The sequence below is a fragment of the Vibrio fortis genome, assembly GCF_024347475.1.
Classification (GTDB): domain Bacteria; phylum Pseudomonadota; class Gammaproteobacteria; order Enterobacterales; family Vibrionaceae; genus Vibrio; species Vibrio fortis.
On the sequence record NZ_AP025487.1, the window covers coordinates 2,895,009 to 2,921,709 of the forward strand.

31 protein-coding genes are annotated in these 26,701 nt (G+C 45.5%); 16 read left to right on the forward strand and 15 right to left on the reverse strand.

Annotated elements, in window-relative coordinates; all coding sequences use genetic code 11:
• Positions 1 to 32: 32 nt before the first annotated feature.
• The 4 genes from OCV50_RS12780 (at position 33) to OCV50_RS12795 (ending at position 3,828) form a co-directional block, all read left to right on the forward strand.
• Entirely contained in the window at positions 33 to 749 is a 717-nt protein-coding gene (locus tag OCV50_RS12780; protein WP_239841865.1) for an ABC transporter ATP-binding protein, read from the forward strand.
• Positions 746 to 2,005 carry an ABC transporter permease gene (locus OCV50_RS12785; RefSeq protein ID WP_261903207.1) on the forward strand — a complete coding sequence of 420 codons (1,260 nt, stop codon included), beginning with the start codon at positions 746 to 748 and terminating at the stop codon, positions 2,003 to 2,005. The genes OCV50_RS12780 and OCV50_RS12785 overlap by 4 nt, the downstream gene beginning before the upstream one ends.
• Positions 2,006 to 2,019: 14 nt before the next feature.
• Positions 2,020 to 2,532 carry a DUF3299 domain-containing protein gene (locus OCV50_RS12790; protein WP_239841867.1) on the forward strand — a complete coding sequence of 171 codons (513 nt, stop codon included), beginning with the start codon at positions 2,020 to 2,022 and terminating at the stop codon, positions 2,530 to 2,532.
• Positions 2,533 to 2,916: 384 nt separating this feature from the next.
• On the forward strand, positions 2,917 to 3,828 hold the full coding sequence (locus tag OCV50_RS12795) for a TIGR03899 family protein (RefSeq protein WP_261903208.1): 912 nt from the start codon (positions 2,917 to 2,919) through the stop codon (positions 3,826 to 3,828).
• A gap of 61 nt (positions 3,829 to 3,889) precedes the next feature.
• On the opposite strand, the gene cysC is transcribed toward OCV50_RS12795, so the two are convergent.
• From cysC to cysD, 4 genes are all read right to left on the reverse strand, one after another.
• A complete protein-coding gene (cysC, locus tag OCV50_RS12800; protein WP_239841869.1) occupies positions 3,890 to 4,510 on the reverse strand; it encodes an adenylyl-sulfate kinase in 621 nt (206 codons plus the stop codon).
• A 24-nt stretch (positions 4,511 to 4,534) separates the two neighbouring features.
• Positions 4,535 to 6,259 carry an SLC13 family permease gene (locus OCV50_RS12805; protein WP_261903209.1) on the reverse strand — a complete coding sequence of 575 codons (1,725 nt, stop codon included), beginning with the start codon at positions 6,257 to 6,259 and terminating at the stop codon, positions 4,535 to 4,537.
• Positions 6,260 to 6,320: 61 nt separating this feature from the next.
• On the reverse strand, positions 6,321 to 7,748 hold the full coding sequence (gene cysN, locus OCV50_RS12810; protein ID WP_261903210.1) for a sulfate adenylyltransferase subunit CysN: 1,428 nt from the start codon (positions 7,746 to 7,748) through the stop codon (positions 6,321 to 6,323).
• Between the two features lie 18 nt (positions 7,749 to 7,766).
• A complete protein-coding gene (cysD, locus tag OCV50_RS12815) occupies positions 7,767 to 8,675 on the reverse strand; it encodes a sulfate adenylyltransferase subunit CysD (RefSeq protein WP_032553303.1) in 909 nt (302 codons plus the stop codon).
• Between the two features lie 438 nt (positions 8,676 to 9,113).
• Between cysD and OCV50_RS12820 the strand changes: the two genes are divergently transcribed.
• The 10 genes from OCV50_RS12820 to OCV50_RS12865 all read left to right on the forward strand — a co-directional run bounded on the left by OCV50_RS12820 (position 9,114) and on the right by OCV50_RS12865 (position 18,710).
• On the forward strand, positions 9,114 to 11,090 hold the full coding sequence (locus tag OCV50_RS12820; protein ID WP_261903211.1) for a bifunctional 2',3'-cyclic-nucleotide 2'-phosphodiesterase/3'-nucleotidase: 1,977 nt from the start codon (positions 9,114 to 9,116) through the stop codon (positions 11,088 to 11,090).
• A gap of 318 nt (positions 11,091 to 11,408) precedes the next feature.
• Positions 11,409 to 11,996 carry a DedA family protein gene (locus OCV50_RS12825; RefSeq protein ID WP_261903212.1) on the forward strand — a complete coding sequence of 196 codons (588 nt, stop codon included), beginning with the start codon at positions 11,409 to 11,411 and terminating at the stop codon, positions 11,994 to 11,996.
• Positions 11,993 to 13,126: an ATP-grasp domain-containing protein gene (locus OCV50_RS12830; protein WP_261903213.1), complete on the forward strand. Its 1,134-nt coding sequence runs from the start codon at positions 11,993 to 11,995 to the stop codon at positions 13,124 to 13,126. The genes OCV50_RS12825 and OCV50_RS12830 overlap by 4 nt, the downstream gene beginning before the upstream one ends.
• 19 nt (positions 13,127 to 13,145) lie before the next feature.
• The gene (locus OCV50_RS12835) at positions 13,146 to 13,688 is read left to right on the forward strand and encodes a DinB family protein (RefSeq protein WP_261903214.1); all 543 of its coding nucleotides are present in this window, start codon (positions 13,146 to 13,148) and stop codon (positions 13,686 to 13,688) included.
• A gap of 2 nt (positions 13,689 to 13,690) precedes the next feature.
• Positions 13,691 to 14,440: an NRDE family protein gene (locus OCV50_RS12840; protein ID WP_261903215.1), complete on the forward strand. Its 750-nt coding sequence runs from the start codon at positions 13,691 to 13,693 to the stop codon at positions 14,438 to 14,440.
• A 12-nt stretch (positions 14,441 to 14,452) separates the two neighbouring features.
• Positions 14,453 to 14,890, forward strand: a complete 438-nt coding sequence (locus OCV50_RS12845; protein ID WP_239841877.1) for a YHS domain-containing (seleno)protein — start codon at positions 14,453 to 14,455, stop codon at positions 14,888 to 14,890.
• Between the two features lie 57 nt (positions 14,891 to 14,947).
• Entirely contained in the window at positions 14,948 to 16,711 is a 1,764-nt protein-coding gene (locus OCV50_RS12850; RefSeq protein WP_261903216.1) for a lysophospholipid acyltransferase family protein, read from the forward strand.
• Positions 16,712 to 16,788: 77 nt separating this feature from the next.
• Positions 16,789 to 17,355 carry a Crp/Fnr family transcriptional regulator gene (locus tag OCV50_RS12855; RefSeq protein WP_239841879.1) on the forward strand — a complete coding sequence of 189 codons (567 nt, stop codon included), beginning with the start codon at positions 16,789 to 16,791 and terminating at the stop codon, positions 17,353 to 17,355.
• Between the two features lie 57 nt (positions 17,356 to 17,412).
• Positions 17,413 to 17,865, forward strand: a complete 453-nt coding sequence (locus tag OCV50_RS12860) for a GNAT family N-acetyltransferase (RefSeq protein WP_261903217.1) — start codon at positions 17,413 to 17,415, stop codon at positions 17,863 to 17,865.
• The gene (locus OCV50_RS12865; RefSeq protein WP_261903218.1) at positions 17,865 to 18,710 is read left to right on the forward strand and encodes a DMT family transporter; all 846 of its coding nucleotides are present in this window, start codon (positions 17,865 to 17,867) and stop codon (positions 18,708 to 18,710) included. The genes OCV50_RS12860 and OCV50_RS12865 overlap by 1 nt, the downstream gene beginning before the upstream one ends.
• Positions 18,711 to 18,736: 26 nt before the next feature.
• On the opposite strand, the gene OCV50_RS12870 is transcribed toward OCV50_RS12865, so the two are convergent.
• Positions 18,737 to 19,297, reverse strand: coding sequence for a LysM-like peptidoglycan-binding domain-containing protein (locus tag OCV50_RS12870; RefSeq protein ID WP_261903219.1), 561 nt, complete (start codon positions 19,295 to 19,297; stop codon positions 18,737 to 18,739).
• 214 nt (positions 19,298 to 19,511) lie between these two features.
• Here OCV50_RS12870 and OCV50_RS12875 point away from each other — a divergent pair, with 214 nt between their 5' ends.
• Both OCV50_RS12875 and OCV50_RS12880 read left to right on the forward strand, forming a co-directional pair.
• A complete protein-coding gene (locus OCV50_RS12875; RefSeq protein ID WP_032553319.1) occupies positions 19,512 to 20,132 on the forward strand; it encodes an FKBP-type peptidyl-prolyl cis-trans isomerase in 621 nt (206 codons plus the stop codon).
• A gap of 131 nt (positions 20,133 to 20,263) precedes the next feature.
• The gene (locus OCV50_RS12880; RefSeq protein ID WP_261903220.1) at positions 20,264 to 20,758 is read left to right on the forward strand and encodes a DUF2780 domain-containing protein; all 495 of its coding nucleotides are present in this window, start codon (positions 20,264 to 20,266) and stop codon (positions 20,756 to 20,758) included.
• Between the two features lie 323 nt (positions 20,759 to 21,081).
• Here OCV50_RS12880 and rplQ read toward each other — a convergent pair whose 3' ends face one another.
• From rplQ to rpsE, 10 genes are all read right to left on the reverse strand, one after another.
• On the reverse strand, positions 21,082 to 21,462 hold the full coding sequence (rplQ, locus tag OCV50_RS12885) for a 50S ribosomal protein L17 (protein ID WP_004729812.1): 381 nt from the start codon (positions 21,460 to 21,462) through the stop codon (positions 21,082 to 21,084).
• Between the two features lie 25 nt (positions 21,463 to 21,487).
• Positions 21,488 to 22,480 carry a DNA-directed RNA polymerase subunit alpha gene (locus OCV50_RS12890; RefSeq protein ID WP_004729813.1) on the reverse strand — a complete coding sequence of 331 codons (993 nt, stop codon included), beginning with the start codon at positions 22,478 to 22,480 and terminating at the stop codon, positions 21,488 to 21,490.
• Between the two features lie 22 nt (positions 22,481 to 22,502).
• Positions 22,503 to 23,123, reverse strand: coding sequence for a 30S ribosomal protein S4 (gene rpsD / locus OCV50_RS12895; RefSeq protein ID WP_032553321.1), 621 nt, complete (start codon positions 23,121 to 23,123; stop codon positions 22,503 to 22,505).
• 29 nt (positions 23,124 to 23,152) lie between these two features.
• Complete coding sequence (gene rpsK / locus OCV50_RS12900) at positions 23,153 to 23,542, reverse strand: 30S ribosomal protein S11 (protein ID WP_004738778.1); 390 nt, start codon at positions 23,540 to 23,542, stop codon at positions 23,153 to 23,155.
• Positions 23,543 to 23,561: 19 nt separating this feature from the next.
• Positions 23,562 to 23,918 carry a 30S ribosomal protein S13 gene (rpsM, locus tag OCV50_RS12905; protein ID WP_004738779.1) on the reverse strand — a complete coding sequence of 119 codons (357 nt, stop codon included), beginning with the start codon at positions 23,916 to 23,918 and terminating at the stop codon, positions 23,562 to 23,564.
• A gap of 146 nt (positions 23,919 to 24,064) precedes the next feature.
• The gene (gene rpmJ / locus OCV50_RS12910) at positions 24,065 to 24,178 is read right to left on the reverse strand and encodes a 50S ribosomal protein L36 (RefSeq protein WP_000868186.1); all 114 of its coding nucleotides are present in this window, start codon (positions 24,176 to 24,178) and stop codon (positions 24,065 to 24,067) included.
• A 39-nt stretch (positions 24,179 to 24,217) separates the two neighbouring features.
• Positions 24,218 to 25,552, reverse strand: coding sequence for a preprotein translocase subunit SecY (secY, locus tag OCV50_RS12915; RefSeq protein ID WP_032553323.1), 1,335 nt, complete (start codon positions 25,550 to 25,552; stop codon positions 24,218 to 24,220).
• A 20-nt stretch (positions 25,553 to 25,572) separates the two neighbouring features.
• On the reverse strand, positions 25,573 to 26,007 hold the full coding sequence (gene rplO / locus OCV50_RS12920; protein WP_032553324.1) for a 50S ribosomal protein L15: 435 nt from the start codon (positions 26,005 to 26,007) through the stop codon (positions 25,573 to 25,575).
• A gap of 5 nt (positions 26,008 to 26,012) precedes the next feature.
• Complete coding sequence (gene rpmD, locus OCV50_RS12925) at positions 26,013 to 26,189, reverse strand: 50S ribosomal protein L30 (RefSeq protein WP_004736756.1); 177 nt, start codon at positions 26,187 to 26,189, stop codon at positions 26,013 to 26,015.
• 7 nt (positions 26,190 to 26,196) lie between these two features.
• Complete coding sequence (gene rpsE / locus OCV50_RS12930; protein WP_004738783.1) at positions 26,197 to 26,697, reverse strand: 30S ribosomal protein S5; 501 nt, start codon at positions 26,695 to 26,697, stop codon at positions 26,197 to 26,199.
• Positions 26,698 to 26,701: the final 4 nt, after the last annotated feature.

Genomic DNA, 26,701 nt, shown 5'->3' on the forward strand with positions numbered 1-26,701 from the left:
TAAGCAAAACCGCTTAGCGAGCAGGAGCTTATATGTCCTTTGACCAATCATCGCTTGTCGTTAAATTGGAAAATGTCAGTTTCCGATGGAAGCCAGACCTACCACCAACGCTCGAAATACCCTCTCTTCATATCCATGCCAAAGAGCACCTTTTTATTAAAGGGCCAAGTGGCTGTGGAAAATCAACATTACTAGGGTTATTGACGGGAATAAACCAAGCACAGCAAGGTGAGGTTTCTATCTTAGGTCAAGACCTAAACCAACTATCGCCGCGTCAACGCGACAAGTTTAGAGCCGACCACATAGGCTATATTTTCCAGCAATTTAATCTGTTGCCCTATCTATCTGTAACGGACAACGTGACACTACCTTGCCAGTTTTCCAACATCAGAAAGCAAAATGTCATTCAGGGAAATAGTGGATTAAAGGCAACCGCAGAAACCCTTCTTCAAAGGCTTAAATTGCCGGAAGCATTGATGGATAAGCCAGTAACCGAGCTCAGCATTGGCCAACAACAACGTGTTGCGGCCGCAAGAGCGTTAATGGGGCAGCCACAAATCATTATTGCCGATGAACCAACATCCGCACTAGACCATGACAACAGAGAAGCCTTCATTGAACTGCTGCTCGAGCAAGCGGACCAAGCTAACTCTACGCTTATCTTTGTGAGTCACGATCCCACACTGGAAAAGCTGTTCACACGCAGCATCGACCTTACGACCGTAAACCAAGCGAAGGCTATCGTATGAAAGTAATTACTCACTTAGCACTCAAAAGTGTGCTAAATCGTAAGGCCACCGCCATTCTTACGATTCTTACCGTAGCCGTTTCCGTCATTCTTTTGCTTGGCGTAGAGCGTGTACGTACAGAAGCCAAAAGCAGTTTCGCCAACACCATTTCAGGAACTGACCTTATTGTTGGCGGCCGTTCTGGACAGGTTAACTTGCTGCTCTATTCAGTATTTAGAATCGGCAACGCAACGAATAACATCGACTGGAAAAGCTACCAAGAGTTCAGCCAGCACAAAGCGGTAAAATGGGCGATCCCAATCTCACTCGGTGATTCGCACAAAGGTTTCCGCGTCATGGGTACTAACCACAGCTATTTTGAACACTATCGCTACGGCAGTAAGCAACTACTTACTATCGAGCAAGGACGTGAGTTTAATGAGCTATTTGATGTGGTTATCGGTGCTGATATCGCGAAAAAGCTCAACTATAAGATTGGCGATAAAATCATCTTAGCGCACGGTATTAGTGATGTGGCATTCAGTCGCCACGACAACCTGCCATTTACTGTCGTCGGTATCATTGCTCCAACAGGAACACCAGTAGACAAAACGGTACACGTGTCACTGGAAGCTATTGAAGCTATTCACGTTGGCTGGGAGTCAGGGGCTAACCTCGGCCATACACCAGATGCCGAGACACTTAAAACCTACGACTTTCAACCAAAACAGATCACGGCAATGATGCTTGGCTTAAACTCCAAGATTCAGACATTCGCACTGCAACGTGAAATCAACACCTACCATCAAGAACCACTGAGCGCAATCATGCCTGGTATTGCTTTACATGAATTATGGGGCATGATGGCGGTTGCGGAGCAGGCACTACTCGTTGTATCTGGTTTTGTCGTTGTGGCGGGACTACTCGGCATGCTCAGCAGTCTACTGACTAGCTTGCAAGAGCGTCGCAGAGAGATGGCTATCTTACGAGCGATGGGCGCAAGACCAAGGCATGTATTCGGTCTACTGATCAGTGAAGCCAGTGCGCTTACTTTCCTTGGTATTACGTTAGGCGTCGGATTACTCTTTGGTTTAATTGCAGTAGTTGCTCCTATCGTGCAACAAAGTTATGGTATCAACATATCAATATCCGCAATCACCCCACATGAGTGGAAACTCATTATGATGGTTCAGGTTGCTGGAATTATCATTGGCTTTATTCCCGCATTCCGAGCGTATCGTCAATCTCTTGCTGATGGCATGACCATTCGAATCTAATATAGGAACACATTATGCAGCACAAACTCTTGCTGATCCTTGGGTTGCTTCTTTTTCCGTTTGCGACAACCGCATACGCAGAAGCACCATCAACAGAAGAATCCGTCCTTACTTTGGAATGGATTGACCTAATTCCAGAATCGGAACGTGCCCAGCTCGACCCTTTTGGCATGCCAACCGTCGATCACAGCCAGGAAAGCCCTCAACAATCTAAACTAGGCGCTGTTCGTCCAGAACTGAATGGCAGCAAAGTAAAGATTCCAGGTTTTGTTATCCCGCTTGAAGGAGATGAGAATATGATCACCGAGTTTCTACTGGTGCCATATTTCGGAGCATGTATTCACGTTCCGCCACCGCCACCAAACCAGATCATCTATGTGAAGTTTCCAAAAGGCGCACCGATTCAACAATTGTGGGATGTTATCTATTTAGTGGGAACACTGAAAACAGAAACCATTACGCACGATTTGGCGCAGACTGGCTATCTAATTGAAGGGGTAGCAATCGAAGAATACGACGATATGTAGGGATATCGACTTATCGATTATGAAGATGGTAGCTCAATTGGGCTGCCATTTTTTATAGGCAACGTTTATAAGCAACTAGTGTTATAACAATTTTCTAACGATGAAGTATCGCTAGGTTAAGCAATATATTTAGACAGATACGCTAGAATAGCGACATAACTAACGAGTAATAGTCCGATTGCCAGCTGTTTCTTCAGCTTATTATCATTCACCTGATTCATAACTCCTCCTTGGATTACACAACAAATTTAACATTTTATTATCATCAGAAAAAGTAAATTTTGTTTAATCCTTCAACTTTACTCGTAATATCTAGTCACAAGTTCAATAAAGAGTTACATTTTAACCAGTTAGATTTCTGTCTTAAGGTTTGTAGGTATCGTTATGTCTGACTCTCAACAACCCGTGATCATTGAACACGTGAATGACACCGCTCCCAAGCAAGAAAAAAAGCCCCATATTGCTGACAGCGCCAGTCGCATGCTCAATATCGCCCAGAACTTCGGTTTAGATGCTCTGCTTAGCCCAGGAAGTAAATCGTCAGATAAAGGTGAGAAATCGCTAATAGAGCGAGCACTGCTGCGAGAAAAGAAGCGTAAAGAGCTACGTCAAAAGAACCTTGAACAGATCCTAAAATTAGCGCACATGTCGTGCAAAGATGAAGCAGCTGGCGACCCAGACCAAGACTGGCTGTATCGATTTTTCGACATGGCTCAAGAGATCCATAATAGCTCGATGCAGAGATTGTGGGCTCAAGTGCTAAAGAGAGAAGTGACCAATCCAGGCTCGACCTCAATGAAGGCACTGAAAATCCTGCAAGATATGACACCTAAAGAGGCACTAACTCTACAACGCGCTGCTTCGTTAGCATGTAGCTTTGGTAGCGACCATAGCCGCAAGCTATTGCTCGGTTTCAAAACGCAGGCGGGCTTATTCAGTTTTGGTAAAAGAACTGGCGCTAGCACTATCAATTTGGGCAGCCATAACCTGCCCTATTCAAGCTTATTGCATCTCATTGAGCTCGGTATTCTGCATGGAACAGAATTGGAATCCGGTGAAATTGATTTTGACCCAGCACTCAACCTAACCTATCAAGGAAAGCAGATGGCCATTACGCCGCTCTCAAAAGGGGTGAAACTTGTCTATTATCGCTTCAGCCCAACCGGTAATGAACTGTGTGTGCTGCTCGGAAATAAGCCTAATAGTGCCTATTATGACCAGCTTATTGCGCTGTTAAATCAGAAGTTTACGGTACAGGCCGAAGCGAAACCTGGCAGCGTAAACCACACCGTATAAAACAAAATAGCCTTGGTGATAAACCAAGGCTACATAGAGTTATGTTGACGATAACTTATTGTTAGTTAGCAATAATCTGGCGAGCTTCTAATGCTTCAATACACTGCTCCACCAGCTCATCTAATGTCTTATCACCAGCAGGAAGATCGATCTCTGGCGTTTCAGGAGCCTCATAAACGGAGCTGATGCCTGTAAAATTCGGGATCTCACCTGCTCTTGCTTTCTTATAAAGTCCTTTAGGGTCACGCTGCTCACACACCTCGATTGGCGTGTTCACATAAACCTCTAAAAACTCACCATCGGGTAATAGATTTCGTACTAACTCACGCTCAGCTTTATGAGGAGAGATAAAGGCAGAAAGTACGATGAGACCGGCATCGGCCATCAGCTTGGCGAGCTCACCAATACGACGAATGTTCTCACGGCGATCTTGCTCTGAAAAACCCAGATCACTACACAATCCATGTCGAACATTATCGCCATCGAGAAGATAAGTATGGTAACCCAGCTGTGCTAAGCGAGTTTCTAACGCACCAGCCACCGTCGATTTACCTGAACCCGATAACCCTGTAAACCACAATACCGCTGGTTTTTGTGACTTGAGTTGAGAGCGAAAGGCTTTATCAACAGAGTGCTCATGCCACACGATATTCTCGTCTTTCGGTTTCACTGCAGTGGTCATAATTAGTCCTTTAAATAAACAGCATTAAAATGGGAAAAAATAGGGGATTAGCGTGAGTACTAGCCCAGAATAAACAATGGAGATCGGGATACCGATACGCAGATAATCTGTCAGGTGGTAGTTGCCTACGCTATACACCAATAAATTGGTTTGATAGCCATAAGGGGAGATGAAACTCGCACTGGCTCCAAACAGAACTGCCATAATAAACGGCATAGGATCAACACCATAACCAACCGCCATGCTGTAGCCGATTGGAAAAGAGAGTGCTGCTGCGGCGTTGTTGGTCACCAGTTCAGTTAACACTAAGGTCATTAAATAGGTCGCCACCAGCGCACCAAATACGCCCCAGCCATTAAACGCTTCAATAAACATCTGCCCCATCTGTTCAGATAAACCAGATGAAATCATCAATTGTGCAATCGACAGCGCAGAGCCAACGATCACCACAATATCAACTGGGAAGCGACGTCTTAGCTCACTCAGCTGTACCACTCCAAACGCAACCAGCAATAACAGAAAACCAGCTAACCCTTTGATAATCGGTAGCATGTTAGTAAGCGCTAGGCCTATTACAGCCGCAAACCCCAATAAAACCAAGGCTGACTTATCCGAATCCAACTTGGCACTTGAATCCAAATCATTCATCAACACAAACTCTTTGCTGTGTTGCTGGCGTTGCTCTTCAAAGCGTTTACCCGGTACCAACACCAAAGTATCACCCGCCGTTAATGTGATGTTTCCTAACCCACCCTCAAGGCGTTCATGGCCGCGACGAATCGCCACGACTACCGCGTCAAATCGTTCTCTAAATTGGCTAGTTTTCAATGTTTTATTACAGAAGCTTGCTGATGAGCTCACGACCACTTCAACAAAGCTCTGGCCATTGAGATGATGCTGACCAAACAGAGTTAGTCCTTGGATTTCTTGCAGAGTCGCGACACTCTCGACATCGCCACAAAACAACAATCGGTCGCGTGCTTGCAACACGAAATCAGGGTCAATTGATGCCGTTGTCTTGCCATCACGAATGACTTCCGCCAGAAACAGTTTACGCAGTGCTCTGAGGTTATTTTCGCTTACGCTACGCCCTACCAGAGGAGAGCCAGGTTCAACACGAGCTTCCAAGAAATAAGGTAACTCATCTTGCGAGCCGTCATCGTAGCTTGGTAGGAAATAACTCAACGGAATCAAGATCAGTACACCACCGACTAACACCGCCAAGCCGATCAACGTCGGTGTGAAGAAGTTCAAACTCGGTAAGCCAGCGTCTTCCACAAAGCTATTGATGATCAAATTGGTTGAGGTGCCGATCAAGGTTAAGGTACCACCCAAAATCGCAGCATACGAAAGTGGGATCAGTAGCTTAGAAGGTGCATGTTGTTGATTGCGTTTGATCGCACCGATCAACGACACCACAACCGCAGTATTATTAGTAAAAGAAGAAAGTAACGCTGTGGAAACACCCAACTTTGCCACAACTGTACCAAGCCGACCTTCTGAAATGTTCCGGCTTACCCAGCTGATTAAGCGAGTTTTCTCCAACGCACTTGAAGCGAGAATTAGCAGCACTAAGGTAAGTAGTGATGAATTTGTGAAATTGCCAGCCAGACTGGATACATCGATCATTCCAGCCATAAACGCAATGAAAGCCGCACCTGCAAAAATAAAGCTCGGTTTAATACGCGTCGTTAGAAGGCAAGTTACGATGCCAAGCAATAGCGCTAATACAAATCTTTGTTGCCACATATACCTGTCCTTGTATGGCGAGAGCCTAAGCTCTCGCCGATTGCTTTACATCGAAGCTGAATTACTTAAGTAATTGACTGATATCTTTGGCATCCCAGTGTGGGAAATGCTTACGAACCAGAGCATTAAATTCGATCTCAAATGCTGAGAAGTCACCGACTTTTTGCTCAACAGAATCTAAGCGTTCACGGATTAAACCAGCACCAACCGTTACATTGGTTAGACGGTCAATCACGATGAAACCACCGGTATCCGCACTATCGCGATATTTATCCAGTGCAACGGTTTCATTTAATGACCACTCGCACAGACCAATACCATTAAGCGGCAGCTCAGAGGCATCATGTGTTGCAAGATTATTGATGTCGTATTGATGACGAACCGCTGTCACCTGACCTACCGTCTTCTTGCCCGCGATTTTGATATCGTACTCACGACCCGGTTGCAGAGCTTGCTCCGTCATCCAAACCACGTCAGCCAGGATGTGATTGGTTGATTGCACTTCAGCACTCTCAAGCACAATCAAATCACCACGACTGATATCGATCTCGTCTTCAAGCGTCAACGTCACAGCAAGGCCAGCCTGCGCCGACTCTAGATCACCATCAAAGGTAACAATGCGTGCTACTTTCGAGGTTTTACCTGATGGAAGCGCCTTGATTTCGTCACCCACTTTCACACTGCCAGAAGCTATCGTGCCGGCAAAGCCACGAAAATCTAGGTTTGGACGGTTCACATACTGAACAGGGAAGCGGAACTCACCTGCCGAGCGTTTCTGGTCGATATCAACGTTCTCAAGTACTTCAAGTAGCGATGGACCTTCAAACCAAGCCAGCTCTTTACTCGCCGCAGCAACGTTTGCACCCTCTAGCGCTGAAACCGGTAGGATTTGAATATTCGTCTCGCCCTCTAGGTTTTCTGCAAACTCTAGGTATTCGTCACGAATCTCTTCAAAGCGATCTTGTGAGTAATCGACGAGATCCATCTTGTTAACCGCAACCACGAAATGTTTCAAACCTAGTAGGTTAGAAATGAACGAGTGGCGACGAGTTTGATCCAGTACGCCCTTACGTGCATCAATCAAGATCACCGCCAGATCACAAGTCGATGCACCGGTTGCCATGTTACGTGTGTACTGCTCATGCCCTGGAGTATCAGCAATAATAAATTTACGTTTTTGAGTCGAGAAATAACGGTATGCCACATCAATGGTAATGCCTTGCTCACGCTCCGCTTGCAAACCATCAACAAGTAGCGCTAGGTCAGGTTTCTCACCCGTAGTACCTACGCGTTGGCTATCGTTATGAACCGCTGCCAGTTGATCTTCATAGATCTGTTGGGTGTCATGGAGTAAGCGACCGATCAAAGTACTCTTACCATCATCGACCGAACCACATGTTAGGAATCTAAGCATCGATTTATGTTGGTGCTGACTTAGGTAACCTTCGATCCCAAGTTCAGCCAATTCAGCTTCTACTGCACTATTCATTTTTCTTTCCTTAGATCCTTAGAAATAACCTTGACGCTTTTTCAGCTCCATGGAGCCCGATTGATCGTGGTCGATCGCTCGCCCTTGACGCTCACTGGATGTCGCCACCAGCATCTCTTCAATGATGCCTGTTAATGTATTGGCTTCAGATTCAATTGCCCCTGTCAGTGGGTAGCAACCAAGTGTACGGAAACGAACACTCTTCTCTTCAATCACCTCGCCTTCTTGCAGCTCCATACGGTCGTCATCAACCATAATCAGCATGCCATCACGCTCAACAACGGGACGCTTCTCTGAAAGGTAAAGCGGTACAATCTCGATGTTTTCTAGGTAGATGTATTGCCAGATATCCAGCTCAGTCCAGTTTGACAGCGGGAATACACGAATGCTCTCGCCTTTGTTTACCTGGCCGTTGTAGGTTTTCCATAGCTCTGGACGTTGGTTTTTCGGGTCCCATGTGTGGTTCTTGTCACGGAAAGAGTAAACACGCTCTTTCGCACGCGACTTCTCTTCATCACGACGAGCACCACCAAAGGCTGCATCAAAACCGTACTTGTTTAACGCCTGCTTCAAGCCCTGAGTCTTCATTATATCGGTGTGCTTTGATGAGCCGTGGACAAACGGGCTACAACCCATTGCTAAACCTTCTGGATTCTTATGAACCAAAAGATCGAAGCCGTACTTCTCAGCAGTACGATCACGAAACTCAATCATTTCACGGAATTTCCAGTCGGTATCCACGTGTAGAAGAGGGAAAGGGATTTTGCCCGGATAAAACGCTTTGCGAGCTAGGTGAAGCATCACAGAAGAGTCTTTACCGATGGAGTACATCATCACTGGGTTATCAAACTCAGCCGCTACTTCACGGATGATATGTATACTCTCCGCTTCAAGCTGTTTTAGGTGGGTTAAACGTTCTTGGTCCATTTCAGTGCTTCCTTTAAGGCTCGTATCACGAGCGATGCAATACTTGGTTCAACCAAGCATGGGAGTTAACTCATTCACCGTGATGTGAATTGGCGTATTCGGTAGCAACAAAAAATCTTTGCTATGCATTCAAGCCCAATACGCCCTCAATAAAAACATTATGACGAGCCTCTCATATTACTGGAAATTCTAAAATTTCATTTTTTATTCGAAAAGCTGATAAGGAATGGTTGTAACATTTATTCCTTATAGAAATGAATGGGCTACCTTTAATAAACGCTTGTTGCGTATGGATTGAGCGGTTTGGGATAAGGGTGGCAGAACAGCATAAAGTAATAAGATCCATGTCACGAATTAGCACATGTCGTACTCATTGTTTCATTCCACTTTGTTACATTACGCAACAAATTCTTCCCCATCCAATCTTGGAGCTCCATAATGAAAGTTGCAATGAAACCTTTATCGCTAGCGGTACTGGCTGGACTAGGTTTGACTCTAGCTGGCTGTACAACCACCCCAGACACAGATGAAGTAATCAAACTGCGCGTCGTAGAAACGACTGACATTCATACTAACCTAATGGATTACGACTACTACAAAGACAAGCCATCACAGAAGATCGGTTTAGCGCGTACTGCAACTCTTGTAAAAGAAGCTCAAAGTGAAGTAACGAACAGCATTCTTGTTGATAACGGTGACTTGCTGCAAGGTAGCCCTATGGGTGACTACATGGCAGACAAAGGCATTGTTGCTGGTGAAGTTCACCCAGCATACAAAGCGATGAATCAACTAGATTACGATGCAGCAAACATCGGTAACCACGAGTTCAACTACGGTCTTGAGTTCCTAGAAGAATCTATAAACGATGCTGATTTCCCATACATCAGTGCTAACGTTTACGATGCAGAAACTAAAGAACACTACTTCACGCCTTACATCATTAAAACTCACACCTTTGCAGATACTGCAGGTGTAGAGCATGAAGTAAAAGTGGGTTACATCGGTTTTGTTCCACCACAAATCATGACTTGGGATAAGAAGAACCTTGAAGGCAAAGTTATCGCTCGCGACATCCTAGAGACTGCGAATGAACTGGTTCCTCAAATGAAAGCTGAAGGCGCTGAGGTTATCGTTGCGATTCCTCACTCTGGCGTTTCTCAAGACCCATACAAAGCGGGCGAAGAAAACTCAACGCTTTACCTATCTGAAGTAGAAGGCATCGATGCGATTGCATTTGGTCACTCTCACGCGGTATTCCCAGGCAAAGGCTTTGACAACATCCAAGGTGTTGACAACCAAGCGGGCACAATGAACGGCGTTGCGGCGGTTATGCCAGGTCGTTGGGGTAGCCACGTAGGTATTATGGACCTAACGCTGGCACAGAAAGACGGCAAATGGGAAGTAGTAAAAGGTCAATCTGAAGCTCGTCCTATCTACGACAAAGTAGAGAAGAAATCACTGGCTGCGGCAGATGAAGGCATTGTGACAGCTCTGGAAAAAGATCACGCAGGTACTCGTGACTTTGTAAACCAACCAATCGGCCAAGCTGATGACGTGATGTACAGCTTCCTATCTCTTGTACAAGATGACCCTACGGTTCAAATCGTTAACCTTGCACAGAAAGACTACGTTGAGCGCTTTATTCAAGGCGACCCAGACCTGGACGGTACACCAGTACTTTCTGCAGCCGCTCCGTTTAAAGCAGGTGGCCGTAAGAATGACCCAGCAAACTTCACTGAAGTAGAGTCTGGTCAACTGACTTTCCGTAACGCTGCCGATCTATACCTATACCCGAACACGCTTGTTGCAATGAAGGTAAAAGGTAAAGAAGTTAAAGAGTGGCTAGAGTGTTCAGCAGGTCAATTCAACCAAATCGACGCGAACTCTACAGCTCCACAATCACTGATTGAGTGGGATAACTTCCGCACTTACAACTTCGATGTTATTGACGGTGTGAACTACCAAATCGACGTTACACAGCCAGCAAAATACGACGCGAACTGTAAAGTGGTTAACCCTGAGTCAGAGCGTATCATTGGCCTAACCTACCAAGGTAAGCCAATCGACATGAACCAAGATTTCTTGATTGCGACCAACAACTACCGTGCTTACAGTGCTAAGTTCCCAGGTACAGGTGTTGAGTACATCGCTTTTGATGCACCGGACGAGAACCGTACTGTTCTTGCAAACTACATCTCTCGCGTAAGCAAAGAGCAAGGTAAAGTAAGCCCAACAGCGGATAACAACTGGTCTTTTGCTCCAATCGAGACAAGCAAAAAGTTAGACATTCGCTTTGAAACATCACCAAGCGAGAAAGCGGCACAGTTCATCAAAGAGAAGGGTCAATACCCGATGAAACGTGTTGCGACTGACGATGTTGGCTTTGGCGTTTACCAAATCGACCTAACTAAATAAGATTTTTCAATCATCTTTAGTTAATGTTTCAAAAGGCTGAATTTAACGATTCAGCCTTTTTTTATATAGGTAAATCATCTCTGTAAAAATCTTTATTTTTCTGGATGTTAATCGTCAAAATCGTTTAATTTTAAGCAAGTCCCTTATCCCATAAATTCACAATTCCCTCCCCCTATTTCAGCTCTCAAGAGCGAACAGCAAGTACAAAAAGTCTACAACTCACTGCAAGTTTTTATCCACTGCCCGTGTCTATTTCATTTACTACACTCAATGAGTGGTCAGTAAGGCATTCATTTATACGATAGATAGGGACATTTGATGGGCACCATCGAAAGCATTCAAGCGTGGTTACATTCAGGGGAAGAGTCTCTGCTCTGGCTGATGCTCGGTACCATTGTGCTCTCTTATCTACTTGAAGACTTAGCCATTGTGTCTGCGGCAGGACTGGCGACTCAAGGCCTCTTGCCAGCACAGTATGCACTATTGGCTATTTTCATCGGTATCGCAACCGGTGACTTGGGGCTCTATTACCTTGGTAAATCAGGGCGATATTTTAGAGGTGTCCGTTATAAAGCTCTGACTAACCGTTACTTTCGCACGCTTCGAACCAAGCTTCGTCACAACTCATTCAGTAGCCTTTTTATCATTCGCTTTATTCCAGGGCTGCGCACTGTTGGTTTTACCTTAAGTGGCTTTTTCGTCATCCCTCTTCCGATTTTCTTATTGGCCGTTATCAGTGCGACTGCGCTCTGGACTGGTGTGGTCTTCTCTACCATCTACTATTTAGGGACATCAGCGTGGCTGCAAACCTCTGAATATCAATGGGTCGTTATCCCGTGTGCTATTGCATTGCTGTTTATCAGTAATCGATTAATGAATAAAACCTACTCTAGAGGACTGTCATGAGTTCACCGCAAGATATTCACATCATTCCAGCACATCAAATCAATGCCGGGATGCCCTTACTCGAAAAAGATACCGTGCGTAGCGTTTCTCCCTATGAGTTTCTTCCTGCTTGGTTTTTCTACACGCCAGTGGTGGCTCAGAGTTTGATTCAAGGGTTACGGCATTTTGACTGGGCCCTGCCTTTAGTTGCCAACCCAAGCATCAAACTCAGTGGCATGGTTGGAGAGTCAAAGCACGATATCTTGAGTCTTGCAGGATCATACAGTCAGCGCTGGATCTCTCCCTTTATTACGTTAACCAAAACCGATCTCAACAGTGAAAAACAGGCAGAGGATGCACACCGAGCCTTGATCCAATCGAATCTTGATTTCCCCGTCGTCGCTAAGCCGGATCTTGGCTGTCGCGGTGCGGGCGTTAAATTGATCAATACTCAAAATCAGCTAGAACAATATGTTGAGTCCTTCCCTCAAGGCGCTCGTTTTTTGCTACAAGAAAAAGCGCCTTACCAAGCAGAAGCGGGACTGTTTTACGTTCGTTATCCCAATCGTCGCCAAGGAGAGATCATTTCGATCACACTCAAATACGCGCCAATGGTGACAGGCGATGGCACATCTACAGTCAAGCAGTTAATTGAAAGCAGCCCACGCGCGGGACAGCTCAGCCACCTTTACCTGCCAAGGCATCAAGATAAGTTGGATCATGTACTTGCTGATGGCGAAGAGTTTCAACTCGCTTTTGCTGGCAGCCATAGCCGTGGCTCTATTTTTAGAGATGGTAATCAGTACATCACCAAAGCGCTAACCGAACGCCTAGATGAGATATTTAACGATTTTGATGGATTCCACTATGGAAGATTAGACGTCAAGTTCAAAGACATTCATAGCCTGATGAGGGGCGAAGAATTTACGATTCTTGAGGTCAACGGGGCGAGCAGTGAGGCAGCACACATCTGGGATCGAAACACCCCACTACGAGAAATATTTTCTACGCTGCTTCAGCAATATCGCATTCTTTTTGATATTGGCGCGCAACAGAAACAGCGAGGCCATCAGCCACCTTCTTTTAAAAGTCTGTTTGCTGCGTGGCAAGAAGAGCGACGCCTTGTTCAACAATACCCGACCACTGACTAACCTTATACGAGGATCATGAATGAACCCGATAGCCCAACCAAGCGCCTTCACTTCTTTCTCTCCTAGTATCCAAGGAGCTGTTGAAATATTGAATCAAGGCCAAGAGTTCTTGTTAGCCATCTCTGACAGTGACTACCTGATACGTGCTAAGCCACACGTCTCAAGCTCCATTGGTGAGCATACTCGCCACACGCTTGATCTCTTTCATGCTCTGATTTTAAAAGAGAACGCGACCATTGATTACAACACACGTCGCCGCGGTCATCCAGTCGAGTTCGACCGCTCGATTGCCTTAAAAGAGATCCAATATGTCATCAACTGGCTTGAGCGATTAGATCATGATGATCTCAAAGCTCCTATAACGGTCCAAACCGAGGTTTCAATGGATACTCAGGTGCTTGCAAATTTGCCTTCAACGCTCGAAAGAGAGATCACTTTTGCTGCCCTACATGCGAATCATCATTACGCAATGATCAAGGTGATCACCACCTTCCTTGACGTAGAAACCTGCAACACCTTTGGCTATGCCCCAACCACCAATAGCTACCTGAGGGAGCAGTAATCATGTGTTCAGTATCTTGGCTTCTCGAAGAAAATGGCTATCAGGTCTTTTTTAATCGTGATGAGCAGAAAACACGAGCGTTAGCTATGCCGCCGAAGCAATATCAGGTTAACGGTGTCGATATCATTATGCCGCTTGACCCTGCTGGAGGTGGTAGTTGGATCAGCATTAACGAGTTTGGTCTTTCACTGTGCTTGCTCAATAACTACCAAGGTATTGTGCCAGATGGTCCATTGACTAGCCGTGGGATATTGCTTAAGAACATGTCGTCATGTCGCAATATCAATCAGCTCACAGAGGCATTTCAGCGACTAGATTTGAATGCTTTCGCGCCATTTACCCTGCTCGCTTTCGCCCCCAATTTGACCCAACACAACGGTGTCGTCGTCGCTTACAAGTGGGATGGACTTGAGCACAACATTGTTGAAACCGATTCGCCACTGTTCTCTTCAGGCATCGATTTGGCAAGAGTGCAGGCCCACCGACAAGCAAAATACGACCAGCTTATCTCTGCAGGTAAGAACCAACAAAGTTTATTGAAGTTCCACTCTCACCATCACAGTGAACAACCCCATTTGGGTACTTGTATGCACCGTACCGATGCTCACACAGTCAGCTTTACCCATTTACGTAATCAGCAGGGCCAAGCGTCGATGTTCTACGCATCGGGAGCTCCCTGTGAACCGCTACAACCTGCTCAGATAAACCAGCAACGTTTCACCTTCGACCTTGCCCCAGCAATCAACTTATAGATGGAGTCTATTATGAGAAAACTACTCACGATGATCATGCTACTTGTAAGCCCATACGTGCTTGCCGCCGATGAAATCTATACCGGCTTTTTCAGCAATAAAGCACTCGATGGCTACGATACAGTCGCCTACTTCACTTCTGGCCAGCCCATTGAAGGAAGTAAAAAGTTCAGCACCGAATACAAAGGCGCGGATTGGTACTTCTCTTCTGAAAAGAATCTGACTTTATTTGTTAATAATCCTGAAAAGTATGCGCCTCAGTATGGTGGTTATTGCGCATGGGCCGTTTCTGCCAAAAACGACTTTGCACCTGGCGATCCACAATATTGGACCATAGTTGATGACAAACTTTACCTTAACTACGACCAAGAGATTCAAGAGACGTGGGAGCAAGACCGTGCACAACACATTCAACAAGCCGATAAAGCTTGGCCGAAGCTGATCAAGTAAGGGAATCACGAGGCATATTCCTAGCTTAACAACCTCCTTTAATAAGGTAGCTATATTATGATTGATAGTCCTTTTCGTTTACCACGTTACACGCCTTTTGGCCTAGGAGAGTCTGTTGTCGAGTGGGCAACTGGGCTATCTAAGCTAGACCGACTCTATCAAGATCGACAAGACGAGTTATCTAGCTTTGAATTCATGAATTACACCCTATCGGCACTCAATATTGACTACTCCATTGCATCGGGAAGCACGGACAACATCCCCAAAGAGGGGCCTGTGGTGATCGTGGCAAACCACCCGCTTGGCGCCATTGAAGGAGTGATCCTTGCTGATCTCGTCGGATCGGTTAGAAAGGATGTGAAGGTACTGGCCAATGAACTGCTCAAGCGACTGCCTGAGTTGGATGATCTTTTCATTGGTGTCGATGTCTTCAATAGCAAAGAATCAAAACGAACCAATGCCAAAGCGATCAGAGACGCTAATCGTCACTTAGCTGACGGCGGATTACTGATTGTATTTCCGGCTGGCGAAGTGTCTAGCTACCGTAAAGGAGCAAAAACACTCACTGATATCGAATGGAGCAAATCAGTCGCGAAATTCGTTAAACGTCATCAAGCCACAACAGTTCCTATCTTTATCAATGGCAAAAACAGTGAGCTTTTCTATCAAGCAGGGCGTGTTCACCCGCTGCTAAGGACGGCTTTACTTGGTCGTGAGCTCCTAAACAAGCAAGCGACAACCATCTCTATTTCAATTGGCGCTTCCATCCCTTATTCAGAGATAAAGTCGTTTGAACAAGAGATGGATATCGTCAACTACCTGAGGCTCAATACCTACCTAATGAGTCAACAAGCGAGTTCTGATAGCCCCATCCAAGCGCCCTCTTTTGATACTCAAGTGATCGCCCCAATTCCATCAGAGGTATTAGCGATTGAGGTTGGTTCACTTCCCAATGAAATGAAGCTCCTTGAGCAAGGCGAGTTTGAGGTCTACTGTACACCAAGCCAATCTATTCCTAATCTGATGCGTGAAATTGGCCGAGTTAGAGAAGAGAGCTTTCGAGAAGTCGGCGAAGGCAGTGGACTCGCCTGTGATTTAGATGAATACGACCTTTACTACCATCAACTGTTCGTATGGAACAAAGCCAGGGCGGAGCTGGTTGGTGCCTATAGATTGGGTATGGTGGACAAACTGATAGCCGAACACGGACTTGATCAGCTCTACTCCCGTAGCCTGTTTAACTACAATCAAGAGTTCATTGATACCCTTGAAAACAGCATTGAGCTGGGGCGTTCAGTGGTGAGTAAGCCTTATCAAAAGAGTCTTAATTCACTGTTGCTACTGTGGAAAGGCATCGCGACCTTTGTGTCTCGTCACCCACAATACACTCATCTTTTTGGCCCAGTCAGCATCAGCAACGATTACAGTCATAACGCACGATTGTTGATCGCCACGACCTTATCTATCCACCACTACGATGAAGAGAAAGCTAACCTAGTTTCACCATCATCGCCTTTGAACAGCAGTAGTCATGTGTTCTGGCAAAATCACTTGCTCTCTTCTTTGGCGAGTGTCCCATTGCTCTCCAAAGTCCTTGCACGCATGGAGCAAGGAAAAGGCCTTCCGGTGTTACTTCGCCAATATCTGGGCATGAACGGCAAACTGGTGTGTTTTAATGTCGACCCATCTTTTAATGACGCCTTAGATGGTTTGATTGTCGTGAACCTTAAAAAAGTACCGCTAAAAACGCTTGGTAAATACATGGGTAGAGAGCAAGCTCAAGATTACTTGGATTCTCATACCTCCTCTCAAGCTAAGTAATTCAACATAAGCTAGCGCTATACCTAAGCCATAGAAAGTGCGATTATCTTTGCATTGAAATGGCTTAGGTAGTGACCATGCACCACGCATTAACAGAACAATTAGAAAGCTTTGGCTTTACCCCATCCCAAATCGAGTCTCTCCTTGAGATAGCTAAACCACTAGAGTTGCCTACTCGACATATCCTCACCAATCAAGGCGAGGTGCCAGACTCGTTTTACTTCATTGTTGAAGGCCTATGCCACGCGTGTTATCTAACGCAAGAAGGTAAACAGTTCAGCAAAGAGTTCTATTGGGAGCATGATTGGGTGATAGGCTTTGAAAGCCTGATTAAGCAACAACCGTCTCCATACCTGTTAGAGACATTGACGCCAATCTCACTGTTTGAGCTACCAATGCAAGCCCTGACAGAGTGGCGCGATACGAACAACCCTCTGTACCTCAAGCTGCTCGAGACTCAATTGATGCACAAAGAGAACAAAGAACGCTTTATGTTGCTCTATACCCCAGAGCAGCGCTACCAACTGTTCTGTGAACATTACCCAGACTTGCTGCAGCGCTTGAACGACAATCAAATTGCAGCCTACCTTGGCATTACTGCAATCAGCCTGAGCAGAATCAAGAGCAGAATTAACAATGGTTAATGCACGGCATCCTCGGTGCTGCTAGATTGGCGCCAAGTACAGATTTAGGAAGATATTATGATCACTTGGTCTACCCCAACCTTTGCCGAATTAACCACAACCGAGCTTTATGAGTTACTGAAGCTGCGAGTAGACGTGTTTGTTGTCGAGCAAACTTGTCCCTACCCAGAACTGGATGGCAAAGACACTCAGCCTGGTGTGCGCCACCTCTTGGGGTATGAAGGCGGCCAACTGGTCGCTTGCGCTCGTTTGCTGCCTGCGGGTACCACCTATGACAATGTCAGTATTGGTAGAATCGCAACCAAAGCCGAAGCTCGAGGTGCCGGTTTAGGCCATAAGCTTTTAACGGAAGCCATCAAGCATAGCCATGAGCTGTGGCCAAATAGCACCATTGATATCGGTGCTCAACAACACTTAGAAGCCTTTTATCAAAGTCACGGCTTTGTCACGATCTCAGAGATGTACCTTGAGGACGATATTCCGCATATCGATATGAGATTACAGGGCTAATGTCCAACATTACACTTGGGATTTTGCTGCTGGTGGCGGGTAATTTTTTTGCTTCGCTCTCTGATGTGGCAGTAAAACTGCTCGATGGTGAAGTTCCGCCACTGCAATACATCTTCTTTCGCCAACTATTGTCGCTGCTCTTAATCACACCACTATGGCTGAGGCAAGACAAAGCAAAGCGCCGACTCAAACAGGCAAAAATAACCTTTGCTCGTGGTCAGCTTATACTCATCGGTAGTGGATGTATGGTTGTGGCCATCACTCACTTACCATTGGCAACAGCCAATGCCGTGTTTTATGTAGCGCCGCTGTTGATGTTGCCACTATCGATACTGCTATTAAGTGAACGACCAGCATTGGGGAAAGTGGTTGCCACAACGGTAGGTTTTATCGGTGCGCTCATCGTACTAAGACCATCACAATTTCATTGGGCTGCGGTGTTTGCACTTGGTACCGCATGCACGCTTGCACTGTTCAATGTATTGGTTCGCAAGCTCCCAAGTGAGCAATCCGTCGTTACAACCCTTTGGTGGACAACGCTGTTCTCGCTACCTGTGTCAATAGTACTGTGTATACTATTTTGGTCACCGGTGTCATGGGTTCATCTTAGCTACATAGCCTTAAGCGCAACGCTGATCTTGGCTTATAACGGGTTGGCAGTTTCGGCTTATCAGAAAGCACATTCGAGCCAAATTGCCCTAGCAGAATACTCGGGGTTAGTTTTCGTAGCGCTCATCGGTATGATTTGGTTTAACGAAGTCCCAGATATTCTCACTTTCATCGGTATTCTTTTGATTGTACTGCCATTAGCGCCAATTCCGCGCATAAAAAAAGGAGCGAGATAATCGCTCCTTTCTGAATTTTTTAATACTTACTTGCTGCGGCCAAAACCACCATCAGATAGGCGGAAGAACATCACCGAGCTGCTGCCTTTCTCAAGCTGAAGAATGTCTAACTGACCATTCTCTGCGAGCTTAAATCGAACTAATTGGCCTTTTCTGATCTGACTCAGAGGTTTATCGTCGCCCTCGATGCGTACCAGCGCATTAAGGTCAGACAACGGCAGTTGGTTATTACGAAATACCTGCGCTAAGGTATCCCCTTGTTGTACCAAGTACTCTTTCCAATGGCTTGATTTTAGAGACTGCTGTTGCTCACTTTTCTGCTCGCTCAAACCGACAGTATTAATCTCAAGCTCGACGCGGCTAGTTGCCGGCTCGCTTTGAGTCATTTCTGATTTTGGAAAAGGGACGATTAATAGCAACAATACGACAGGCGTCAGCACCATCAAAGCGCGTTGGTGTAATTTAGGCAAGCTCTGCCATAAGCCACTAATCTTATTTTTGACTTCGCCAAATTCGATGGCATTGAATTTATCTTTGCACAGCTGCAAATAATCTACTTGTTGTTTCTTCTTATGACGACGATTCATACGGCTGCGCCCTAACTATTGATTAACTACAGTATAAAAACCAAAACTTGAACAGTATAGATTTTTCCTTCATTACGGGAGCAATGCAATAAAAATAGTGCCATTGTGATTTGAGTACGTGAAAGCTAGGGCGAATCAGGGTGTAGCCGTTTCTTCGAGCTGTTAATACTGGTATTCTTACCTTTTTCGTACTGACACAAAAAGAGTAACTTTCATGTCTGAAGTAAAATTTGAAACTGTAGAGCAAAAAGCTAGCTACGGTATCGGTCTACAAATGGGCCAACAACTAGCTGGTTCTGGTCTTGAAGGCCTAAACGTTGACGCAATCGCTGCTGGTATCGCAACTGCACTAACTGGTGACATGCCAGCTATCGAAGTTGACGAAATCAACAAAGCTCTTCAAGAGCTTCACACTCGCGCAGAAGCAATCCGTCAAGAAGCAGCTAAAGCAGCAGCAGCTGACGGCGAAGCGTTCCTAACTGACAACGCTCTACGTCCAGAAGTAACTGTTCTTGAGTCTGGTCTACAGTACGAAGTAATCACTGAAGGTACTGGTGAAATCCCAACTGCTGATAAGCAAGTTCGCGTTCACTACCACGGTGAGCTAACAGACGGTACTGTATTTGACAGCTCTGTATCTCGCGGTCAACCAGCTGAGTTCCCAGTAACTGGTGTTATCCAAGGTTGGGTTCAAGCTCTACAAATGATGCCTGTAGGTTCTAAGTGGAAACTATACATCCCACAAGATCTTGCATACGGTGAGCGTGGCGCAGGTGCTGCTATCCCTCCATTTGCAGCTCTAGTATTCGAAGTAGAACTTCTAGCTATCCTTTAATTTTAAAAGCCCTTGGTAAACAATCTACTAAGAGCAAAATAAAGTTAAATTAATACAACGGCGATGTAACAACATCGCCGTTTTTCGTTTATAGTGAAAGTGACGATTACTTTATTACTTAAGGAAGAATAATGAAGAAAGCACTCATCACTGTATTCAGCGCATTGGCTGTTGCCTCTTGCGCAAGCACTTCAGACCAAGCTTCAACAAGCGCTGCCGCAACGACTGACTATTCTCAACTGACTCAAACAGCACTAATGGCTGCTGTAAACCTCTGGTCACAGCAAAATGAATCGACGCCTTTGGCAGATACTGTTGCTGAACAAGCATCTGTAAGTAGCGATCAAGCACTGGGTGGTATTGGTTCAATGCTGGCACTAGCACAAAACTCTCTAAGCAGTGCCGATAACAAAGAACTGTCTTCACTGATTCCAGGCATGTCGACGCTTGAATCGACAGGTTTAACTTCTATCCTAAATTCACAAGGTGCTGTAGAAAGTGCATTCTCTGGTCTAGGTATGGACTCTTCAATGATCACGACTTTTGCACCAATTATCCTACAAGCGCTTCAATCTCAAGGCGCAACGACTGGGTTACTTGATTCGTTATCGGCGATTTGGGGCTAATCCTTCAACCGATATGAGTTTAGATAGTTTGTATTAAGGGCACTTCGGTGCTCTTTTTTGTGGGTGTTAGAAATTGAGATACGAGATACGAGATACGAGATACGAGATACGAGATACGAGATACGAGATACGAGATACGAGATACGAGATACGAGATACGAGATACGAGATACGAGATACGAGATACGAGATACGAGATATTTTGAGAAAGGAACGCCGTAAAGCAAGAGAAAGTGCCAAGTATCATGATGCAAGATTGAAAAGTACCAGATACAAAAAAGCCGAGCTAGGCTCGGCTTTTTGTATTAACAATCTAGTATAGATTACTCAGCAGCTTCTTCAGCAGCTGGGCGGTCTACAAGCTCAATGTATGCCATTGGAGCTTTATCACCAGTACGGAAACCACATTTAAGAATGCGAGTGTAACCACCTTGGCGAGCCGCGAAACGCGGGCCTAGTTCATTAAATAGTTTTGCAACAACTTCGTTATCACGAGTGCGTGCGAATGCAAGACGACGGTTAGCAACACTGTCTGTCTTAGCTAGGGTAATCAACGGCTCAATTACGCGACGTAGTTCTTTTGCTTTTGGCACGGTAGTTTTGATAACTTCGTGACGAACAAGAGAGCTAGCCATGTTGCTGAACATCGCTTTGCGATGACTGCTGTTGCGGTTGAGTTGACGACCACTCTTACGATGGCGCATGACCTAATCCTTCTAACTTTTTCGATTAATCTTCAGCGATTGACGCTGGTGGCCAGTTTTCTAGACGCATGCCTAGAGATAGACCACGTGAAGCAAGCACATCTTTAATCTCTGTAAGAGATTTCTTACCAAGGTTTGGCGTTTTAAGTAGCTCAACCTCAGTGCGCTGTACAAGATCACCGATGTAGTGAATCGCTTCTGCTTTCAAACAGTTAGCAGAGCGAACTGTTAGTTCAAGATCGTCTACAGGACGTAGTAGGATAGGATCGAATTCTGGCTTCTCTTCCTTCTCCTCAGGTACACGTACATCACGTAGATCTACGAACGCATCCAGTTGTTCAGCTAGGATAGTAGCTGCGCGACGGATTGCTTCCTCAGGTTCTAGAGTACCGTTCGTTTCCATATCGATAACAAGCTTGTCTAAGTCAGTACGTTGTTCTACACGTGCCGCTTCTACAGCGTAAGCGATTTTATCAACCGGGCTGTAAGTAGCGTCAACTAGTAGACGACCGATTGGACGCTCATCTTCTTCAGTATGGATACGAGCTGAAGCTGGAACGTAACCACGACCACGTTCTACTTTGATACGCATAGCGATCTCAGCGTTGTCATCCGTTAGGTGACAAATTACGTGCTCAGGGTTAGCGATCTCTACATCACCATCGTGGGTGATGTCACCTGCAACAACAGGGCCTGAGCCTGATTTGTTCAGTGTAATAAACACTTCATCTTTGCCTTCAGCAACGCGTACAGCCAAACCTTTTAGGTTTAGAAGGATTTCAAGGATATCTTCCTGAACGCCTTCTTTAGTGCTGTATTCGTGTAGCACACCTTCAATTTCAACTTCTGTTACGGCACAACCCGGCATAGAAGATAGAAGAATGCGGCGAAGAGCATTACCTAGAGTATGGCCGAAACCGCGCTCTAATGGCTCAAGAGTTACTTTTGCGTGTGTCGTATTGATCTGTTCAATGTCAACAAGACGCGGCTTAAGAAATTCTGTTACAGAACCCTGCATTGTGTCCTCTCTTTTTTTAACCTTACTTAGAGTAAAGTTCGACGATCAAGTGTTCGTTGATGTCAGCTGATAGGTCAGAACGCTCAGGCATACGCTTGAATGTACCTTCCATTTTGCCAGCATCTACTTCAATCCAAGTTGGTTTTTCACGTTGTTCAGCAACTTCTAGAGCAGCTTTAATACGAGATTGCTGTTTAGCTTTCTCGCGGATAGAAACAACGTCATTAGCCGCTACTTTGAAAGAAGGAACGTTTACAACTTTACCGTTAACTAGGATAGCTTTGTGGCTAACTAGTTGACGAGATTCAGCGCGAGTTGCACCAAAGCCCATGCGGTAAACTACGTTATCAAGACGACCTTCAAGAAGCTGAAGTAGGTTTTCACCTGTGTTGCCTTTAAGACGTGCAGCTTCTTTGTAGTAGTTACGGAATTGTTTTTCTAGAACGCCGTAGATACGACGAACTTTTTGCTTCTCACGAAGCTGAACGCCATACTCAGATAGACGACCGCGACGAGCGCCGTGTACACCTGGTGCGTTATCAATTTTACACTTGGTATCGATCGCGCGAACACCAGACTTAAGAAATAAGTCAGTGCCTTCACGACGGCTAAGCTTCAGCTTAGGACCCAAATATCTTGCCATGATCTTTCTCCAATTATCCTAGAAACGAATTAAACGCGACGTTTCTTAGGTGGACGACAACCGTTATGAGGGATTGGAGTCGCATCAACAATGTTTGTGATACGGAAACCAGCAGCGTTCAGTGCGCGAACAGTAGATTCACGACCTGGACCTGGACCCTTAACCATAACTTCCAAGTTCTTTAGGCCATATTCTTTAGCCATTTCACCACAACGCTCAGCTGCAACTTGTGCTGCGAACGGAGTAGATTTACGAGAACCACGGAAACCTGAACCACCTGCTGTAGCCCATGCAAGAGCGTTGCCTTGACGGTCAGTGATAGTTACGATTGTGTTGTTGAAAGAAGCATGGATGTGCGCTACGCCATCAGCTACTTGCTTGCGTACGCGCTTACGAGCGCGAGTTGGTTGTTTTGCCATTGTACTCTACCTTATCCGATTATTTCTTGATCGGCTTGCGCGGACCCTTACGGGTGCGAGCGTTGGTTTTAGTACGCTGTCCACGTAGTGGTAGACTGCGACGATGACGAAGACCGCGGTAACAGCCAAGGTCCATAAGACGCTTGATGTTCATCGATACTTCACGACGTAGATCACCTTCTACAGTGTACTTAGCTACACCATCACGCAGTTGATCGATCTGCTCTTCAGTTAGTTCACTGATCTTAGCATCTTCAGCAATACCCACTTCAGCTAGAATAGCTTGAGAGCGAGTTTTACCGATACCGTAGATTGCAGTAAGTGCAATCACAGAATGCTTGTGATCAGGAATGTTAATGCCTGCTATACGGGCCATTATTCACTCCAATGTTTCATAAAAGAATTATCCGCAGCAAAGCCCGTTATGGATACGCTGCGGCATACTACTTCTTTTGCACGCAAAAGGTAGGCCGAGAAATATACTCGACTCTACCTTGTATTTCAAGTAAAAATTTCTGCTAATTAGCCTTGGCGTTGCTTATGCTTTGGCTCACTGCAAATCACGCGAACGACACCGTTACGCTTGATAACTTTACAGTTACGGCAGATTTTTTTAACGGAAGCACGAACTTTCATTGCTAAACTCCGTAAATGGAACTGAACGTCACCGCCGGATTAACGGCCGTAACCTTTCAGATTCGCTTTCTTTAACACAGAATCATACTGTTGGGACATCAGATGAGTCTGTACCTGTGCCATGAAATCCATGATAACAACAACTACGATTAGTAGTGATGTACCGCCGAAGTAGAAACGTACGTTCCACGCGACCATCATGAATTCAGGAATCAGACAGATAAAGGTAATGTATAGAGCGCCCGCTAGGGTCAATCTTGTCATCACTTTATCGATATACTTCGCTGTCTGCTCACCTGGGCGGATACCGGGTACGAATGCACCAGACTTCTTCAAGTTATCAGCTGTTTCACGTGGGTTAAACACCAACGCTGTATAGAAGAAACAGAAGAAGATTATAGCTGCAGCATATAGCATTACATACAGAGGTTGACCTGGGCTAAGAGCCAATGACACGTCAGTTAACCAACCGAACGCGCTGCTCTCACCATTCTGACCAAACCACTGAGCCAATGTTCCTGGGAACAAGATAATGCTCGATGCAAAGATTGCTGGAATAACACCTGCCATGTTGATTTTCAACGGTAGGTGCGAGCTTTGTGCTGCAAATACTTTACGACCTTGTTGACGCTTCGCGTAGTTAACAACGATTCGGCGTTGACCACGTTCCATGAAAACAACGAAGTAAATTACAGCAAAAGACAGTACAGCAATTAACAGCAGAAGAAGCACATGCAATTCACCTTGACGCGCTTGCTCGATTGTTTGACCGATTGCAGAAGGCAATCCAGCAACAATACCTGCAAAAATCAGAATGGAGATACCATTACCGATTCCTCGCTCAGTGATTTGTTCACCTAACCACATTAAGAACATGGTACCAGTTACTAAACTCACGGTAGCAATAAGCGTAAACATGGTTTGGTTGATAACAACCAGATTATCGACCATGTTTGGTAAGCCCGTTGCAATACCAATAGCTTGGAATGTTGCAAGTACAAGCGTGCCGTAGCGTGTATATTGGCTGATCTTACGACGGCCTGCTTCACCCTCTTTCTTGAGTTCCGCTAACGCTGGATGAACTACAGTTAACAATTGGACTACGATCGATGCCGAAATATACGGCATGATACCCAATGCTAATATAGATGCACGCTCAAGAGCACCACCGGAGAACATGTTAAACATTTCAACGATGGTACCTTTTTGCTGTTCGAACAAATCGGCAAGTACAGCAGCGTCAATACCAGGGATCGGCACAAAAGAGCCTGCTCGGAATACTAAAAGTGCACCAATTACGAATAATAAGCGCGACTTTAGTTCACTTAAGCCGCTCTGAGCACTACGAAAATCTTGTCCTGGTTTCTTAGCCATCTGTACCTCGTTCCTCGAGATTATTCCTCGATTTTACCGCCTGCAGCTTCGATTGCAGCTTTAGCGCCTTTAGTCACGCGTAGACCTTTAACAGTCACAGCTTTGCTAAGTTCACCAGAAAGAACGATCTTAACGAATTCGATGTTCTTAGTGATAACGTTAGCAGCTTTTAGGCTGTTCAGATCAACTACGTCACCAGTTACTTTCGCTAGCTCAGCTAGACGAACTTCAGCAGACACTAGGCTCTTACGAGAAGTGAAACCGAATTTTGGTAGACGCTGTTTCAGAGGCATTTGACCGCCTTCGAAACCTGGACGAACTGAACCGCCAGAGCGTGATTTTTGACCTTTGTGACCGCGGCCACCTGTTTTACCAAGGCCAGAACCGATACCACGACCTACACGCTTCTTAGAAGGTTTAGAGCCAGCAGCCGGTGATAGAGTATTCAAACGCATTCTGATTACTCCTCAATCTTAACCATGTAGTAAACCTTGTTGATCATACCGCGTACGCACGGAGTATCTTCAAGTTCTACTGTATGGTTGATGCGACGAAGGCCTAGACCTTTAAGACACGCTTTGTGCTTAGGTAGGCGACCAATTGAGCTTTTAGTTTGAGTTACTTTAATAGTTGCCATCGTGTGCTTACTCCGAAATAGATTCAACAGTTAGACCACGTTTAGCAGCAACCATTTCTGGTGACTTAACGTCTACTAGAGCACCAATCGTTGCACGAACGATGTTGATAGGGTTCGTAGAACCGTATGCTTTAGAAAGTACGTTGTGTACACCTGCAACTTCAAGTACAGCACGCATTGCACCACCGGCAATTACACCTGTACCTTCTGCAGCTGGCTGCATGTAAACTTTAGAGCCCGAATGACGACCTTTCACCGGGTGGTGAAGTGTGCCTTCGTTCAGCGCAACAGTAACCATATTACGACGCGCCTTTTCCATTGCTTTTTGGATCGCTGCAGGTACTTCACGAGCTTTGCCGTAACCGAAACCTACACGACCGTTACCGTCACCAACTACTGTTAGTGCAGTGAAGCTCATGATTCGACCACCTTTAACCGTCTTAGAAACACGGTTAACTGCGATCAGCTTTTCTTGCAAATCATTAGCTTGTTGTTGTTCTTTAGCCATCTTC